The 13,983-nt window shown below is 68.8% G+C and carries 14 protein-coding genes; 6 read left to right on the top strand and 8 right to left on the bottom strand.

The window, feature by feature from the left end:
* Nucleotides 1-49: 49 nt before the first annotated feature.
* The 4 genes from coxB to PVE36_RS07020 all read left to right on the top strand — a co-directional run bounded on the left by coxB (nt 50) and on the right by PVE36_RS07020 (nt 4,323).
* Nucleotides 50-877 (top strand): cytochrome c oxidase subunit II, encoded by an 828-nt coding sequence (gene coxB, locus PVE36_RS07005; protein ID WP_277455502.1) that lies wholly within the window; start codon nt 50-52, stop codon nt 875-877.
* Nucleotides 877-2,601, top strand: a complete 1,725-nt coding sequence (ctaD, locus tag PVE36_RS07010; protein ID WP_277455503.1) for a cytochrome c oxidase subunit I — start codon at nt 877-879, stop codon at nt 2,599-2,601. The genes coxB and ctaD overlap by 1 nt, the downstream gene beginning before the upstream one ends.
* Nucleotides 2,598-2,999, top strand: coding sequence for a cytochrome c oxidase subunit 4 (locus tag PVE36_RS07015; RefSeq protein ID WP_277455504.1), 402 nt, complete (start codon nt 2,598-2,600; stop codon nt 2,997-2,999). The genes ctaD and PVE36_RS07015 overlap by 4 nt, the downstream gene beginning before the upstream one ends.
* A 172-nt stretch (nt 3,000-3,171) precedes the next feature.
* Nucleotides 3,172-4,323: an Ig-like domain-containing protein gene (locus tag PVE36_RS07020; protein ID WP_277455506.1), complete on the top strand. Its 1,152-nt coding sequence runs from the start codon at nt 3,172-3,174 to the stop codon at nt 4,321-4,323.
* Between the two features lie 17 nt (nt 4,324-4,340).
* Here the strand turns inward: PVE36_RS07020 and PVE36_RS07025 are convergent, their stop codons facing one another.
* The 6 genes from PVE36_RS07025 to PVE36_RS07050 are packed head-to-tail and all read right to left on the bottom strand — an operon-like array spanning nt 4,341 to nt 10,299.
* Entirely contained in the window at nt 4,341-4,721 is a 381-nt protein-coding gene (locus tag PVE36_RS07025) for a metallopeptidase family protein (protein WP_277455507.1), read from the bottom strand.
* Nucleotides 4,722-4,723: 2 nt separating this feature from the next.
* Nucleotides 4,724-5,947, bottom strand: a complete 1,224-nt coding sequence (locus PVE36_RS07030) for a multidrug effflux MFS transporter (protein ID WP_277455510.1) — start codon at nt 5,945-5,947, stop codon at nt 4,724-4,726.
* A gap of 59 nt (nt 5,948-6,006) precedes the next feature.
* Nucleotides 6,007-7,719: a cytochrome bc complex cytochrome b subunit gene (locus PVE36_RS07035; protein WP_277455513.1), complete on the bottom strand. Its 1,713-nt coding sequence runs from the start codon at nt 7,717-7,719 to the stop codon at nt 6,007-6,009.
* A gap of 2 nt (nt 7,720-7,721) precedes the next feature.
* Nucleotides 7,722-8,831, bottom strand: a complete 1,110-nt coding sequence (locus tag PVE36_RS07040; protein ID WP_277455516.1) for a Rieske 2Fe-2S domain-containing protein — start codon at nt 8,829-8,831, stop codon at nt 7,722-7,724.
* A 41-nt stretch (nt 8,832-8,872) separates the two neighbouring features.
* Nucleotides 8,873-9,655, bottom strand: a complete 783-nt coding sequence (locus PVE36_RS07045) for a c-type cytochrome (RefSeq protein ID WP_277455519.1) — start codon at nt 9,653-9,655, stop codon at nt 8,873-8,875.
* A gap of 41 nt (nt 9,656-9,696) precedes the next feature.
* On the bottom strand, nt 9,697-10,299 hold the full coding sequence (locus PVE36_RS07050; protein WP_277455520.1) for a heme-copper oxidase subunit III: 603 nt from the start codon (nt 10,297-10,299) through the stop codon (nt 9,697-9,699).
* A 148-nt stretch (nt 10,300-10,447) separates the two neighbouring features.
* Here PVE36_RS07050 and PVE36_RS07055 point away from each other — a divergent pair, with 148 nt between their 5' ends.
* On the top strand, nt 10,448-10,912 hold the full coding sequence (locus tag PVE36_RS07055; protein ID WP_277455521.1) for a hypothetical protein: 465 nt from the start codon (nt 10,448-10,450) through the stop codon (nt 10,910-10,912).
* Entirely contained in the window at nt 10,909-11,967 is a 1,059-nt protein-coding gene (trpD, locus tag PVE36_RS07060; protein WP_277455522.1) for an anthranilate phosphoribosyltransferase, read from the top strand. Before PVE36_RS07055 ends, trpD begins: the two co-directional genes overlap by 4 nt.
* 16 nt (nt 11,968-11,983) lie before the next feature.
* On the opposite strand, the gene PVE36_RS07065 is transcribed toward trpD, so the two are convergent.
* Both PVE36_RS07065 and PVE36_RS07070 read right to left on the bottom strand, forming a co-directional pair.
* Nucleotides 11,984-12,262, bottom strand: a complete 279-nt coding sequence (locus PVE36_RS07065) for an Lrp/AsnC ligand binding domain-containing protein (RefSeq protein WP_277455524.1) — start codon at nt 12,260-12,262, stop codon at nt 11,984-11,986.
* Nucleotides 12,259-13,950 carry a DEDD exonuclease domain-containing protein gene (locus PVE36_RS07070; protein ID WP_277455525.1) on the bottom strand — a complete coding sequence of 564 codons (1,692 nt, stop codon included), beginning with the start codon at nt 13,948-13,950 and terminating at the stop codon, nt 12,259-12,261. Before PVE36_RS07070 ends, PVE36_RS07065 begins: the two co-directional genes overlap by 4 nt.
* Nucleotides 13,951-13,983: the final 33 nt, after the last annotated feature.

Here is a 13,983-nt window from a genome sequence, read left to right on the forward strand (position 1 = left end):
TGTACGCCGCGGGATCGGTGCGATCGGACTCGTCGCCGCCGTGACGGCCATGTCGGCCTGCAGCGCGGTCGGTGTCAACACCGACCTCAAGAACGGGTACCTGCCCGAGGGGGTCACCGAGGAGTCCGTGCTCGTCGAGAACCTCTGGATCTGGTCGTGGGTCGCGGCGCTCGCCGTGGGCGTGCTCGTGTGGGGCCTGACCCTGTGGTGCATCGTCGCCTACCGCAGGCGCAAGGACGACGACGGCTCCCTGCCGGTGCAGCTGCAGTACAACGTGCCGCTGGAGATCCTCTACACGGTCGTGCCGATGTTCATGGTCGGTGCGCTCTTCTTCTACACCGAGCAGGCGCAGTCGAAGCTGCTCGACGTCTCCAACGAGCCCGACGTCACGATCAACGTCGTCGCCAAGCAGTGGAGCTGGGACTTCAACTACGTCGAGGCCGACGTCTACGAGGCCGGTCACATGGCCCCGCTGGACGGCAAGTCCGGCCACGAGGAGGACCTGCCGACCCTCTACCTGCCGAAGGGTGAGCGGGTCGAGTTCGTCCTCACCTCCCGCGACGTCATCCACTCCTTCTGGGTCCCGGCCTTCCTGGAGAAGATGGACGTCAACCCGGGCATCGTCAACCGCTTCCAGGTGGTGCCGTCGGAGACGGGTACCTTCCAGGGCAAGTGCGCCGAGCTGTGCGGTGCCTACCACTCGCAGATGCTCTTCAACGTCAAGATCGTCGAGCCCGCCGAGTACGAGGCGCACATGCAGGAGCTGCGGGACAAGGGCCAGACCGGCCAGCTGGGCACCGGCCTCAACCGCGAGGATATCAACGAGCGCGATCAGGACCTGCTTCCTGACTCCGTCCGGGACGAGGAGACGAACTGATGTCGACGATCTCCGGAGCACTGAGCCGGAACACGAGCGAGGCGGAGGTCACCGAGAAGACCATCGCCCGTCGTGAGCGGGCCGGGAGCCAGTTCTTCCGCATCATCACCTCGACCGACCACAAGGTCATCGGCAACCTCTACATGGCGACCAGCTTCCTGTGGTTCCTGCTCGGTGGCCTGATGGCACTGGTCATCCGGCTGGAGCTGTGGGCCCCCGGGCTGCAGGTGGTGGACAATCCCGAGCAGTTCAACGAGATGTTCACCATGCACGGCACGATCATGCTGCTGCTGTTCGCGACCCCGGCCTTCGCCGGGTTCGCCAACGCGCTCATGCCGCTGCAGATCGGGGCACCGGACGTCTCCTTCCCCCGGCTGAACATGTTCGCCTACTGGCTCTACCTCTTCGGTGGCCTCATCGCGGGTGCCGGTCTGATCACGCCGGGAGGTGCGGCGGCCTTCGGATGGACCGCCTACGCGCCGCTGTCCGACCCGACGTACAGCCCCGGCGTCGGGGGCGACCTGTGGGTCTGGGGTCTCGGTCTCGCCGGTTTCGGCACGATCCTCGGTGCGGTCAACTTCATCACCACGGTCATCTGCATGCGTGCGCCCGGCATGACGATGTTCCGGATGCCGCTGTTCACCTGGACCGTCCTGGTCACCTCGGTCATGATCCTGATGGCCTTCCCCGTCCTGGCGGCCGCACTCATCGGGCTCGGCGTCGACCGTCGCTTCGGCGGGCAGATCTTCGCCGCGGAGAGCGGGGGAGCGCTGCTGTGGCAGCACCTCTTCTGGTTCTTCGGTCACCCGGAGGTCTACATCCTCGCGCTGCCGTTCTTCGGCGTGATCTCCGAGATCATCCCGGTCTTCTCCCGCAAGCCGCTCTTCGGCTACAAGACCATGGTCTTCGCGACGATCGCCATCGCGGGCCTGTCGGTCTCGGTGTGGGCCCACCACATGTACGGCACCGGTCAGGTCTTCCTGCCCTTCTTCGCCGTGATGACGATGGCGATCTCGGTGCCGACGGGTCTGAAGTTCTTCAACTGGATCGGCACGATGTGGGGCGGCAAGCTCGTCTTCAGCACACCGCTGGTCTGGGCGCTGGGCTTCGTGGTCACCTTCCTCTTCGGTGGTCTCACCGGCGTGATCATGGCCAGCCCCGCGATGGACTTCCACATCACCGACACCTACTTCATCGTCGCCCACTTCCACTACGTCCTCTTCGGCACGATCGTCTTCTCCTTCTTCGGCGGGATGTACTTCTGGTGGCCGAAGCTGACCGGCAAGATGCTCGACGAGTTCCTGGGCAAGGTGCACTTCTGGCTGCTCTTCGTGGGCTTCCACCTGACCTTCCTGATCCAGCACTGGCTGGGCGTCGAGGGCATGCCGCGCCGCTACGCGGACTACATGCCGGAGGACAACTTCCAGCTGGCCAACCAGATCTCCACGGTCGGTTCGCTCATCCTGGCGGTGAGCTTCCTGCCCTTCTTCTACAACGTGTGGAAGACGCACACGAGCGCGCCGATGGTCGAGGTCGACGACCCGTGGGGTTATGGCGGCAGCCTCGAGTGGGCGACCTCCTGCCCGCCGCCGCGCCACAACTTCACGTCGATCCCGCCGATCCGTTCCGAGCGACCGGCATTCGACATGAGGCACCCCGAGTACGCACCCAAGGCGCTGCAGGCCCGAACCGGGGCCACGGCGAAGGAAGAGGTCACCCGATGAAGGTCGAGATCGTGTTCTTCGCCGGCATCGGCGTCTTCTTCGTCGCCGTCGGCCTGCTCTACGGATTCTGGACCGGCTGGGTCGAGCCCGTGGGCTGGGTCGCGCTGCACCTCTGCGGCGGCCTCGGCTTCATGATCGCCTTCTTCCTGTGGGCGGCCGGCCGCAAGCTGCCGGCCCGTCCCGAGGACAATCCGCACGGTGAGATCGAGGACCAGGAGGGTGCCTACGGCGCCTTCGCCCCGTACTCCTGGTGGCCGCTGTGGCTGTCGCTGGCCGGTGCGCTGGTCTTCCTCGGCGTCGCGATGGCCTACTGGATCGCCGCGCTCGGGGCGGTCGTGGGCGTGTGGGCCGTCATCGGGTGGACCTTCGAGTACTACAAGGGCGAGTTCGCGCACTGACCAAGGGCCTACACTGTGCCGAAGGGCCTGCCGACCTCGACGAGGTCGCAGGCCCTTCGGCATCTTGTCCGGGTGCGTCATCGCTGCCAAGCGGGATGACGCACCACCTGTTACCACGGGGGTACGCGAATTGGTGAAGGGACCACGAACGGCCACGGTCCTGGGTCTGCTCATGTCACTCGTGCTGGCCGGTTGTGCCGGCGGCCCGAGCTCATCCGACCCGTCGGCGTCCCCCTCCGGTGCATCGCCGTCGACCCCGCAGCCGCAGGCCCGGATCACCGTCGACCCTGCCGAGGGGACGGCCGAGGTGATGCCGGACGAGACGATCACCGTGCAGGTCGAGCGCGGAGACCTCGGCGACGTGACCGTCGTGGGGGCCGGCGGGGACGAGATCGAGGGGCAGGTGCAGGGGCGGACGTGGACGTCCAGCACCCGGCTGAAGCCGTCGACCGAGTACACCGTCACAACGACCGCGCAGGGCCCCGAGGGCGAAACCACGACGGATACGAGCACCTTCACCACCCACGAGCCGGAAGTGACTGCCACCTACGGCATCGTCTACGACGGTTGGACCGTCGGCGTGGGCATGCCGGTGAGCATCCAGTTCGACTCGGCCGTGACCGACGAGAAGTACCGCCGGGCCATCGAGCGGGCCGTGTCCGTCGAGACCACACCGAGGACCGAGGGCTCGTGGGGGTGGTTGGACAACCGGCAGCTGATGTGGCGGCCCAAAGACTTCTGGACGCCCGGGACCACCGTCACCGTCGACGCCCCCATCACGGGGTACCAGACCGGTGAGGACAAGTGGGTCGCCGAGGACGTCAACGGGTCCATGACCATCGGTCGGCGCCAGATGGCCACGGTCGACATCGCCGACCACGAGATGACCGTCTCCCGGGACGGCCAGACGCTCAAGACCTTCCCCGTCAGCAGTGGCAAGCCCGGCAAGAGGACCGAGACCCGGTCGGGGATGAAGGTCGTCATCGGCAAGCAGCGCGAGATGACGATGGACTCCACGACCCTGGGCATCGAGAAGGGCGACGAGGACTACTACAAGGTCGAGACCGACTTCAACGTGCGGGTGACCTGGACCGGGGAGTTCGTCCACTCCGCGCCCTGGTCCGTCGGCGCACAGGGGAGCACGAACGTCTCCCACGGGTGCGTGAACATGGCCCCGCAGAGCGCGAAGTGGTTCTACAACAACTCCCTGGTCGGTGATCCGGTGAACTTCACCGGGTCGGACCGGGAGTTCAAGCCCGCCGAGGGGATCGGTGTCTGGCAGTACTCGTGGGCGCAGTGGCAGCAGCAGAGCGCCCTGACCTGACGACTGGGTGGCGGATGTCAGGCCCAACCGAGGTCGTGGAGGCGCTGCTCGTCGATGCCGACGTGGTGACCCGCCTCGTGGACGATGGTGATGGCGATCTCCTCGCGCAGCTCGTCCATGTCGGCGCTCAGGCGCGACAGCGGGCCGCGGAAGAGCACGATCCGGTCCGGGAGGGCACCTGCCGCCCAGCCGCCGTCGCGCTCGGTCAGGGGAGTCCCGACGTAGATCCCGAGCAGCTGGGCGTTCTCCTCCGGGGAGAAGTCCGGGTCGGCGTACTCGGGTCCGGGCTCGTCCTCGATGAAGAAGGCCACGTTGTCGAGCATCCCGAGCAGCTCGGACGGCACCTCGTCGAGAGCGTCACGGACGGCCGACTCGAAGTCCTCTTCACTGATCTGCATCCTCAAGGCACCTCCGGTTGCAGGGATGGCGCGGGTGTCGCTCGCGCGCCGACACGGTGGACGTGGAAAAGGGTGATCCCGAGCAGCAGCAGCCCCAGGCTCGTCGCGGCGAGGCGTCCGAGGGACGTGGCAGCGACGGGTACGACGACGCTCGCCAGGACGGCGTTGAGCAGGAGCATGGCGAAGGTGGAGACCGACGCCGCCGTCCCCCGGGCGTGCGGTACCGCATCGAGCAGGGCCAGCTGGTAGACCGGCAGCGAGATGCCGGTCCCGAAGGCGATGGCAGTGGGGCCCACGACTGCCCAGGGCAGGGTCGCGGCTCCCGGACCGAACGCGAGGACCATACCGGTCACGGCTCCGGTGATGGCGACGCACTGTCCCGCAGTGATCAGCAGGTGACCGTCGAACCGGTTGGCCAGACGGGCGTTGGTGAAGGACCCGAGGACCATCCCGCCGACCATCGGGACGAAGAAGATCCAGAAGTCCTGCGGCCCCTTGCCCAGCAGCGAGACGACGAAGATCGGCGCCGCGGCAATGTAGAGGAACTGCCCGGCGAAGGAGAAGGCCTGGGCGGCGGAGAGGACCTGGAATCTGCGCAGGCGGCTGACGTCGGCGACATTGCCCAGGATGGAGCGCACGTGCAGGGGCGAGCGCTCCTCGCGCGGGTGGCTCTCCGGCAGCAGGACGAGCACGGCGATGGCGATCGTCGCGCCGAAGATGGCCAGGAACCAGAAGATCAGGGGCCACGGCCCGACGAGCAGCAGCCATCCGCCCATGATCGGGGCGATGGCCGGACCGAGGGCGAAGATCATGGCGACGACACTCATCAGCTGCTGTGCCCGGGCCCCCTCGAAGAGGTCGCGGACCACCGTGCGGGAGACGATCGTCCCCGCCCCTGCCGACATGCCCTGCAGCACCCGGAAGACCAGGAGCAGCTCCAACGACGTCGCGAGGGCGCACCCGATGGACGCCAGGGCGTAGACCGCGGCCCCGGTGACCATCACCGGCTTGCGTCCCACGGCGTCGCTGATGGGCCCGTGGAAGAGGCTCATGGCCGCGAAGGAGGCCAGGTAGGCACTCACGACGAGCTGCATCGCGGCGTCGGACACCCGGAACTGCTCACCCATGGCCGCGAACGCGGGGAAGGGAGTGTCGATGGAGAAGGGTCCGAACATGCCCAGCAGCGCCAGGAGGACCGTCGTCAGAGCCAGCGAGGCAGGACGCACGGCGCGGCGCGGGCCCCGGAGGAACACCTCCGGGGCCCGCACCGAACGCCGACCGAGGGTCAGCGGGTGGTGACCTTGTCGTGCTCGGCCGCCTCGATCTGCTCGTGGTCGTGGCCGTGGTGCGCCGCCTCGAGCTCCGCCGGGGAGACCGGTTCGACGGCGCCGCCGAAGTAGAAGTCGTGCAGCTTGGCACGCAGCTTGTTCTTGCGTGCACCCTTCTTGTTCTCCACGCCGTTCTCGTCGACGGCCGGCTCGAGCTGCAGCGGGGGAGTGCCCTCGTGCTGGACGAGCGTCCACCGCGTGTAGGGGTCGAGCGGCTCGTGGACCTCGTGGAACTCGCCGTCGGCGCTCCGCTCGATCCGACCCGTCTCGCGGCCGTGGAGCACCAGGTCGCGTTCGTGCCGCTGGAGGCTCAGGCACAGGCGACGGGTCGCCCAGAAGGCCAGGAGCGGGCCGAGGAAGGTCAGCACGCGCAGCGTCCACGTGATGTCGTTGATCGACATCCCGAACTGGACCGCCATGATGTCGTTGGCGGCAGCGAATGTCAGGACGGCGTACAGCGTCACCGCGGCCACGCCCAGGCCCGTACGGGTCGGGACGTTGCGGGGGCGGTCGAGCAGGTGGTGCTCACGCTTGTCACCGGTGATCCAGGCCTCGATGAACGGGTAGGCGATCATGCCTCCGTAGAAGGCCGGGATGACCAGGAGGGCGCCGATGATGACCGGGAAGGCCCACGTGAACCCGAAGGTCTCGAACTCCAGGAAGCCCGGGAGGAGGCGGAGCGCACCGTCGGGGAAGAGCATGTACCAGTCGGGCTGGGCGCCGGCTGTCGTGGCATTGGGCTCGTAGGGGCCGTGGACCCACACCGCGTTGATCTGGATCAGCGAGGAGATCAACGCGATGCCGCCGAAGACGATGAAGAAGAAGCCACCGGCCTTGGCGGCGTACACCGGCATGACGGGGAATCCGACGACGTTGTCGTTCGTCTTGCCCGGACCGGGGTACTGCGTGTGCTTCTGCAGTGCCACGAGGACGATGTGCACCGTGAACAGCCCGATGAGCAGGGCCGGCAGCAGCAGGATGTGGATCGAGTACAGGCGCGGGATGATGTCCGTCCCCGGGAAGGTGCCGCCGAACAGCGCGTAGCTGAGGTAGCTGCCGATGACCGGTGCGGACACCATGAAGCCCTGTGCGGCACGCAGACCGGTGCCGGAGAGCAGGTCGTCCGGGAGGGAGTAGCCGGCGAAGCCTTCGAGCAGGGCCAGCAGGGAGAGCACGCAGCCGATGACCCAGTTGATCTCGCGCGGCTTGCGGAAGGCGCCGGTGAAGAACACGCGGAGCATGTGCACCGACAGTGCGGCGATGAACAGCAGTGCCGACCAGTGGTGGATCTGCCGGATGAGCAGACCGCCCTTGACGTCGAACGAGATGTCCAGGGTGGATGCGTAGGCCCGCGACATCTCCACGCCCTGCATGGGGACGTAGCTGCCCTGGTACGTGGTGTGCGCCATCGAGGGGTCGAACCAGAAGGTCAGGAAGACCCCGGTGAGCATGCACACGATCATCGAGTACATGGCGATCTCGCCGAGCATGAAGGACCAGTGGTCGGGGAAGACCTTCTTCATCAGGTAGCCGATGCCCTTGGCAGCACCGGTGCGGTCATCGATCCAGCCGGCGACGCCGCCGACCTTCTTCATGCCGGCAGAGGTGGGCGCCGTGGGCGGTGCGTCATCGTGACGCAGCGCGTCGGCGGGACGAGCATTGCTGGTCATGATCAACCACGCTCCCAGAAGCTCGGGCCGACCGGTTCCTGGAAGGGCTGGTCAGCGATGAGGTAACCGTCGCTGTCGACGGTGATCTTCAGCTGCGGCAGCGGGTGTCCGGCCGGGCCGAAGACGATCTCGCAGTCGTTGGTGACGTCGAAGGTCGACTGGTGGCAGGGGCAGAGCAGGTGGTGGGTCGTCTGCTCGTACAGGCCGACCGGGCAACCGACGTGGGTGCACACCTTGGAGTAGGCCACGATGCCCTCGTAACCCCACGAGCGGGCCTTGCGACCCTGCTCGGTCTCCTGGAAGTCCTTGGGGTCCAGACGCATGAGGAGCACGGACGCCTTGCTCATCTCGTCCAGCTTGCCCTCGTGCAGGTCGAGCAGACCCTCGGGCTGGATGTGGAAGACGGAGCCGATGGTGACATCGGCGGGCTTGATCGGGGTGTTCTCCGGGTCCCGCATCAGGCGCAGCTGGTTGGACTCGCCGTTCACGCTCTCGTCCCAGTAGGTCACCGAGAGGTCGTTTCGGGGCAGCGGACCGAGCGAGCCGACGAGCTGGACGAGCAGAGGCAGGGCGAACAGACCCATCGCGCCACCGAAGGTCGCCTTGAGCAGGGGGCGACGGGTGAGCTGGGAGGACTCGCCACCCTCGACCATCGTGGTGACGAAGTCCCGGCGGTCCTCCTCCTTCGACCGCATCGGGTGACGCATCTCGACCAGCTCCGTGTCGGGCATGAGCGTCTTGGCCCAGTGGACCGCGCCCAGCCCGATACCCAGCAGGCTCAGCGACAGGCCGAGCCCCAGCAGGAGGTTCGACAGGCGCATGTCGCCGGTGATCGGCACCCACACCTGGGTGCTGGTGTCGACGAGCAGGTAGGCGACGATGAACAGCACCGTGCCGAGGATGGACACGAGGAAGAGCAGCGCCACCTGGCGCTCGGCGCGCTTCGCGGCCCGCTCGTCCAGGTCTGCATTGCGCAGCACGTGCGGGGGGAGGCCGGGGTTGGTGAACTGCTCCGGGACGCCGCCGGTGCCCTGCACGTGGCCCTGGTCGAGGCGCACGGGTTCGGAGCCGCTGGGCTCCGGCTGCGCCCCCGTCGGGGTGTGCTCACTCATCTGTCGTGGGTCCTGTCTGTGTGGCGGTTGTCAGGTGTGGGTCAGGCGGACTTCTGGCCGAGCCAGATTGCTCCGGCGATGAGGATCCCGAGCCCGATGGTCCAGGTGAAGAGGCCCTCGGGGACGGGGCCGTAACCACCGAGGGGGTTGCCGCCGGGGTTGCCGGCCTCCTCCATGGCCTCGATGTAGGCGATCACGTCGCGCTTGTCCTCCGGATCGAGGTTGGTCTCGTTGAAGACCGGCATGCTCTGCGGCCCGGTGACCATCGCCTCGTAGATGTGCTTGCCGGAGACACCCGTGACGGGTGGCGCGTCCTTGCCGCGGGTGAGCGCGCCACCGACACCGGCACTGGCGTGGCACATGGCGCAGTTGACGCGGAAGATCTCGCCGCCCTTGCCCGCGTCGCCCTTCGAGCCGTCCGTGTACTCCTCCGGGGGGACGGCCGGACCGGCGCCCAGGGTGGCCACGTAGGCGCCGACGTCGGCGATCTCCTCATCGGAGAACTTCACGCGGATGTTGCCGGGGGCCTGGACGTCCGGGGCGGCCATCGGCATGCGGCCGGTGCCCATCTGGAAGTCGACGGAGGCGGCACCGACACCGGCCAGGCTCGGGCCGGCGCCCTCGACGCCCAGACCATTGGCTCCGTGGCAGTTGGCGCAGTTGGCCGTGAAGAGCTTCTTGCCCTTCTCGACGCTGTCGGCGGCGGTCACGGTGGCCTGCGCGTCCTTCGGGGCGACGGCCGAGTAAGCCGTGCCGGTGACGAGCAGACCCAGCATGAGCAGCAGGGCGATCGCCGCGGGGTGACGGCGAGTGAGCTTCGGCATGGAGTGTCCTGTCGTGCGGTGTCGGCGGGAGGGCATCTGCATCATCCGAGGAGGTAGATGGCTGCGAAGAGGGCGATCCACACGACGTCGACGAAGTGCCAGTAGTAGGAGGTGACGATGGCACCGGTCTGCTGCGAGTGGCTGTAGTTACGGGTGGTGTAGGTGCGGCCGATGATCAGGAGGAAGGCGATGAGCCCGCCGGTGACGTGGATGCCGTGCAGGCCGGTGGTCAGGTAGAAGACCGACGCCCACGAGTCGCTGGCGATGTTGACGCCCTCGGAGACGAGGGTGGCGTACTCGAGGATCTGGCCGGAGACGAAGACGGCCCCGAAGATGTAGGTGAGGACGTACCACTCGCGCATGCCCCAGCCGGCGACGTTGAGCAGGGACCCGGTGCGCGACTTCTGCCCGTGCTCGGCCCTGAGGACACCCAGCTGGCACCACACCGACGAGATCACGAGGATCAGGGTGTTCGCTGCGGCGAAGGGGACGTTCAGCAGCTCGATGTTCTGCTCCCACAGCTCCGGACGCATCGACCGGACCGTGAAGAAGATGGCGAACAGTCCGGCGAAGAACATGAGCTCGCTGGAGAGCCAGACGATCGTGCCGACCGAAGCCATGTTCGGCCGGCTCACCGGACCCATGGAGGGATCCGTCATCGGGTGCCTGGACGCGTCTGAAGGCAGGGAGGTTGCAGTGGCCACGCGCCCCATTATGTATCCCCTGCCCACCGATTGGGCACCACCCCCCTCCGCGAGTCCCGTCACGCCTGCGAACGCTAGGATCTGGGGCATGACCGGTACCCCGCAGACGACCAGTTCCCGGCCCGCAGAAGGCGCCCGCCCGCAGGCCACGGAGGTCGGCCCGACCGCCGTCCGGCTCCTGCTGTACAGCGACAACATCACCACGCGGGACGCCGTCCGTGCCGCCGTGGGACGGCGTCCCGCCCGCGACGTCGAGGTGGAGTCCTGGTTGGAGTGTGCCACGGCACCCGCCGTCGTCTCGGCCGTGGAGCAGGGCGGATTCGACCTGCTCATCCTCGACGGCGAGGCCGCCAAGGTCGGTGGGCTCGGTCTGTGTCGACAGCTGAAGCTCGAGGTCTACAACTGCCCGCCCGTGCTGGTGCTCACCGGCCGCCCGCAGGACGGGTGGTTGGCGACGTGGTCGATGGCCGAGGGGTCGGTCCCGCACCCCCTGGACCCGATCGCCGTCGCGGACGCGGTGGCGGACCTGGCCCGGGGCGTGGCCCGCCGATGAGCGGCGCGGTCACCCACACCTGGCCCCAGCTGCTCACCAGCCTCCTGTCCGGGCGCGACCTCAGCGCCGCCGAGACCTCGTGGGCGATGGGTCAGATGATGTCCGGTGACGCCGCGCCGACCCAGATCGCCGGTTTCCTCGTCGCGCTGCGGGCGAAGGGGGAGACCGTCACCGAGCTGCGTGCGCTGGCCGACGTCATGCTCGAGCACGCGCGGCCGATCTCGGTCGCGGGTCCGACGCTCGACATCGTCGGCACCGGCGGCGACATGGCCGGCACCGTCAACATCTCGACGATGTCCTCCATCGCGATCGCCGCGACCGGGGTGCGCGTGGTCAAGCACGGCAACCGCGCGGCGTCCTCGAAGTCCGGTTCGGCCGATGTCCTCGAGGCGCTCGGAGTCACCCTCTCCCTGCCGACGGAGGTCGTGGCGGAGGTCGCCGAGAGGGCGGGCATCACGTTCTGCTTCGCGCAGTCCTTCCACCCCTCCTTCCGACACACCGCGATCCCGCGGCGTGACCTCGGGATCGGCACCGCACTCAACGTCCTCGGTCCGATGACCAACCCGGCCCGGCCGACCTACTCGGTCGTGGGCGTGGCCGACGCGCGGGTCGCCCCGCTCATGGCCGGCGTCTTCGCCCAGCGGGGGACGGACGCCCTCGTCTTCCGGGGCGACGACGGGCTCGACGAGCTCACGGTCGCCGACGGGTCGCACCTGTGGTGGGTGGCAGGCGGCGAGATCACCGAAGTGCACCTCACCCCCGAGCAGGTGGGCATGGACCGCAGCCCGCTGGACTCGCTGCGTGGCGGCGACGCCGAGCAGAACGCCGACGTCGCCCGTCGGCTCTTCGCCGGGGAGCGCGGCCCCGTCCGCGACGCCGTGGTGCTCAACGCCGGGGCCGCGGTGGCCCTGGCGCAGGCCGGACCCGGGGTTCCCGCCGACCCGATCGCCGCGATCCGCAGCGGTATGGACACGATCGAGACGGTGCTCGACTCCGGGCGTGCCCGGGAGCAGCTCCAGCGCTGGGTCGATGCCACCCGGGACCTCGCCGACTAGCGACGAGCGCCCGACGTCACTCCAGGCCGATGTTGAAGGCCGCGTCGAGGTCGTGATGGCTGTAGGCCCGGAAGGCGATGTGCGTCGAGGTGTCGACGATGCCCTCGACCTTGTTCAACCGGCCGGCGATGACCTCGTTGAGGGCCTCGTGGCGGGTCACCCGCACCATGGCGATCAGGTCGGCGTCCCCGGCGACGGAGTAGACCTCGCTCACGCCCTCGAGGTCGGCGATGGTCTGGGCAACCTCGGGGATGCGGTCGACCTCTGCATGGATGAGCACGATTGCGGTGATCACGAGGCCCACCCTAGGGCAGGAGCGAGCTCGTGGTGGGCGGCGGTGGCGCCACCGACGGGGCAGGTCCACTCGCCGTCGATGTGCACCAGCCGGGTGCCCTCGGCCTCGAGCCAGCGCAGGACGAGCTCGGTCTCGGCCGGCAGCGCGCTCGTGCCCGGGCCGGTGGGGGCCGCGACGACCTCCGCGCTGGCCTGCAGGGCGGCGACGTAGGGCATCGGGTCGGCACCCGCGGGTGAGTGGGTGCTGCCGGCCAGACGGCCGTGACGCACGCAGACGAGGTCCCAGCCACCGCGCGGAGCGCGCCGGGCGGCGACCATCTCGGCCGCCTCGCGCACGGGTGCCGCGCGCTGGTTGCGCGAGGCGGCCTTGACGAGTGCGGCCAGCCGGTCGCGCAGGGCCGCCGCCTCCTCGAAGCGCTCGCCCTCGGAGAGGGTGCGCATCCGCTCGCGCACCGCGGTGACGGCGGTCCGGGAGTCGCCGACGAGCACACGTGCGGCGGCGGCGACGGTCGTGGCGTACTCGTCCACGGTCACCGCGCCGGTGCACGGGGCGGCACACCGCCCCATCTCCGCCAGGACGCAGGCGGAGGTCGGCCTCCGCGGGGAGATCCGGGTCAGGCACTGGCGCAGCGGCACGGCGTCGTGGAGAGCGGCCATGGCCTCCTCGGCCCTGCCCCGGGCGCCGAAGGGGCCGGCGTACGCGAGGTCGTCCGGACCGATCGAGCGCACGATCGACAACCGGGGGAAGGCCTCGTCGGTGAGCTTGAGCCACCAGACCCGCTCGGGGTTGCGCGAGCGCCGGTTGTAGCGCGGCTTGTGCTCGGCGATCAGCCGCAGCTCACGCACCTGCGCCTCGAGGGTGGTGGCGCACACGATCGGCGTCACCTGCGTGGCCAGCCGGACCATCTCACCCATTCGGCGACGCTGCTCGGAGGCGGTGAAGTAGCTGCGCACGCGCGTGCGGATGTCGACGGAGGTGCCGACGTAGAGCGGCTCGCCGTGCTCGTCCTTGAAGACGTAGACCCCCGGGGCCGCGGGCAGGCCGTCGGCGAGGTGGCGCTTGCGGCGCTGGGCGTCGCTGACCCGCGAGGAGTAGGAGCTCAACTCCTCGAGGGTGTCCACGCCGACCGATCCGAGGCGGCCGATGAGCCCGTGGAGGACGTCGACGGTGGCCTTGGCGTCGTGCAGCGCCCGGTGGTCGGGGGTCGTCGCGGCCCCGAAGTGGCGGGCGAGGGTGCCCAGCTTGTGGTTGGCGACCTCGTCGCGGCTGACGACCTGCCGGGCGAGCCGGACGGTGTCGACGACCGTCGACCCGGGCCAGCGCAGGTCGTGGGCCGCGCAGGCCGCCTTGAGGAAGCCGATGTCGAAGCCGGCGTTGTGCGCCACGAGCACCGCCCCCTTCGCGAACTCGAGGAAACCGGCCACGGCCGTCCCGGCCCGGGGGGCGTCGCGGACCATGGCATCGGTGATGCCGGTCAGCGACTGGATGAAGGCGGGGATCGGCTCCCCCGGGTTGACGAAGGTCTGCAGCTCGCCGAGGACCTCGCCGCCGCGCACCTTGACCGCGCCGATCTCGGTGATGCCGCAGTCGCGCACCGACCCACCCGTGGTCTCGAGGTCGACGACGACGAAGGTGACCTCGGCCAGGGGTGTGCCGAGATCATCCAACCTGTCCTGCACGACCTCCATGGGCCTGACGGTAGGCGAGCGCCCCGACAACGT

It is taken from the genome of Janibacter sp. DB-40, assembly GCF_029510815.1.
Taxonomy (GTDB): Bacteria; Actinomycetota; Actinomycetes; order Actinomycetales; family Dermatophilaceae; genus Janibacter.

Excerpts from the sequence above, each read along its gene's own strand:
- coxB (WP_277455502.1), top strand. The coding sequence starts at position 50 with ATGTCGGCCTGCAGCGCGGTCGGTGTCAACACCGACCTCAAGAACGGG.
- ctaD (WP_277455503.1), top strand. The coding sequence starts at position 877 with ATGTCGACGATCTCCGGAGCACTGAGCCGGAACACGAGCGAGGCGGAG.
- PVE36_RS07015 (WP_277455504.1), top strand. The coding sequence starts at position 2,598 with ATGAAGGTCGAGATCGTGTTCTTCGCCGGCATCGGCGTCTTCTTCGTC.
- PVE36_RS07020 (WP_277455506.1), top strand. The coding sequence starts at position 3,172 with ATGTCACTCGTGCTGGCCGGTTGTGCCGGCGGCCCGAGCTCATCCGAC.
- PVE36_RS07025 (WP_277455507.1), bottom strand. The coding sequence starts at position 4,721 with ATGCAGATCAGTGAAGAGGACTTCGAGTCGGCCGTCCGTGACGCTCTC.
- PVE36_RS07035 (WP_277455513.1), bottom strand. The coding sequence starts at position 7,719 with ATGACCAGCAATGCTCGTCCCGCCGACGCGCTGCGTCACGATGACGCA.
- PVE36_RS07040 (WP_277455516.1), bottom strand. The coding sequence starts at position 8,831 with ATGAGTGAGCACACCCCGACGGGGGCGCAGCCGGAGCCCAGCGGCTCC.
- PVE36_RS07045 (WP_277455519.1), bottom strand. The coding sequence starts at position 9,655 with ATGCCGAAGCTCACTCGCCGTCACCCCGCGGCGATCGCCCTGCTGCTC.
- PVE36_RS07050 (WP_277455520.1), bottom strand. The coding sequence starts at position 10,299 with ATGGGTCCGGTGAGCCGGCCGAACATGGCTTCGGTCGGCACGATCGTC.
- PVE36_RS07055 (WP_277455521.1), top strand. The coding sequence starts at position 10,448 with ATGACCGGTACCCCGCAGACGACCAGTTCCCGGCCCGCAGAAGGCGCC.
- trpD (WP_277455522.1), top strand. The coding sequence starts at position 10,909 with ATGAGCGGCGCGGTCACCCACACCTGGCCCCAGCTGCTCACCAGCCTC.
- PVE36_RS07070 (WP_277455525.1), bottom strand. The coding sequence starts at position 13,950 with ATGGAGGTCGTGCAGGACAGGTTGGATGATCTCGGCACACCCCTGGCC.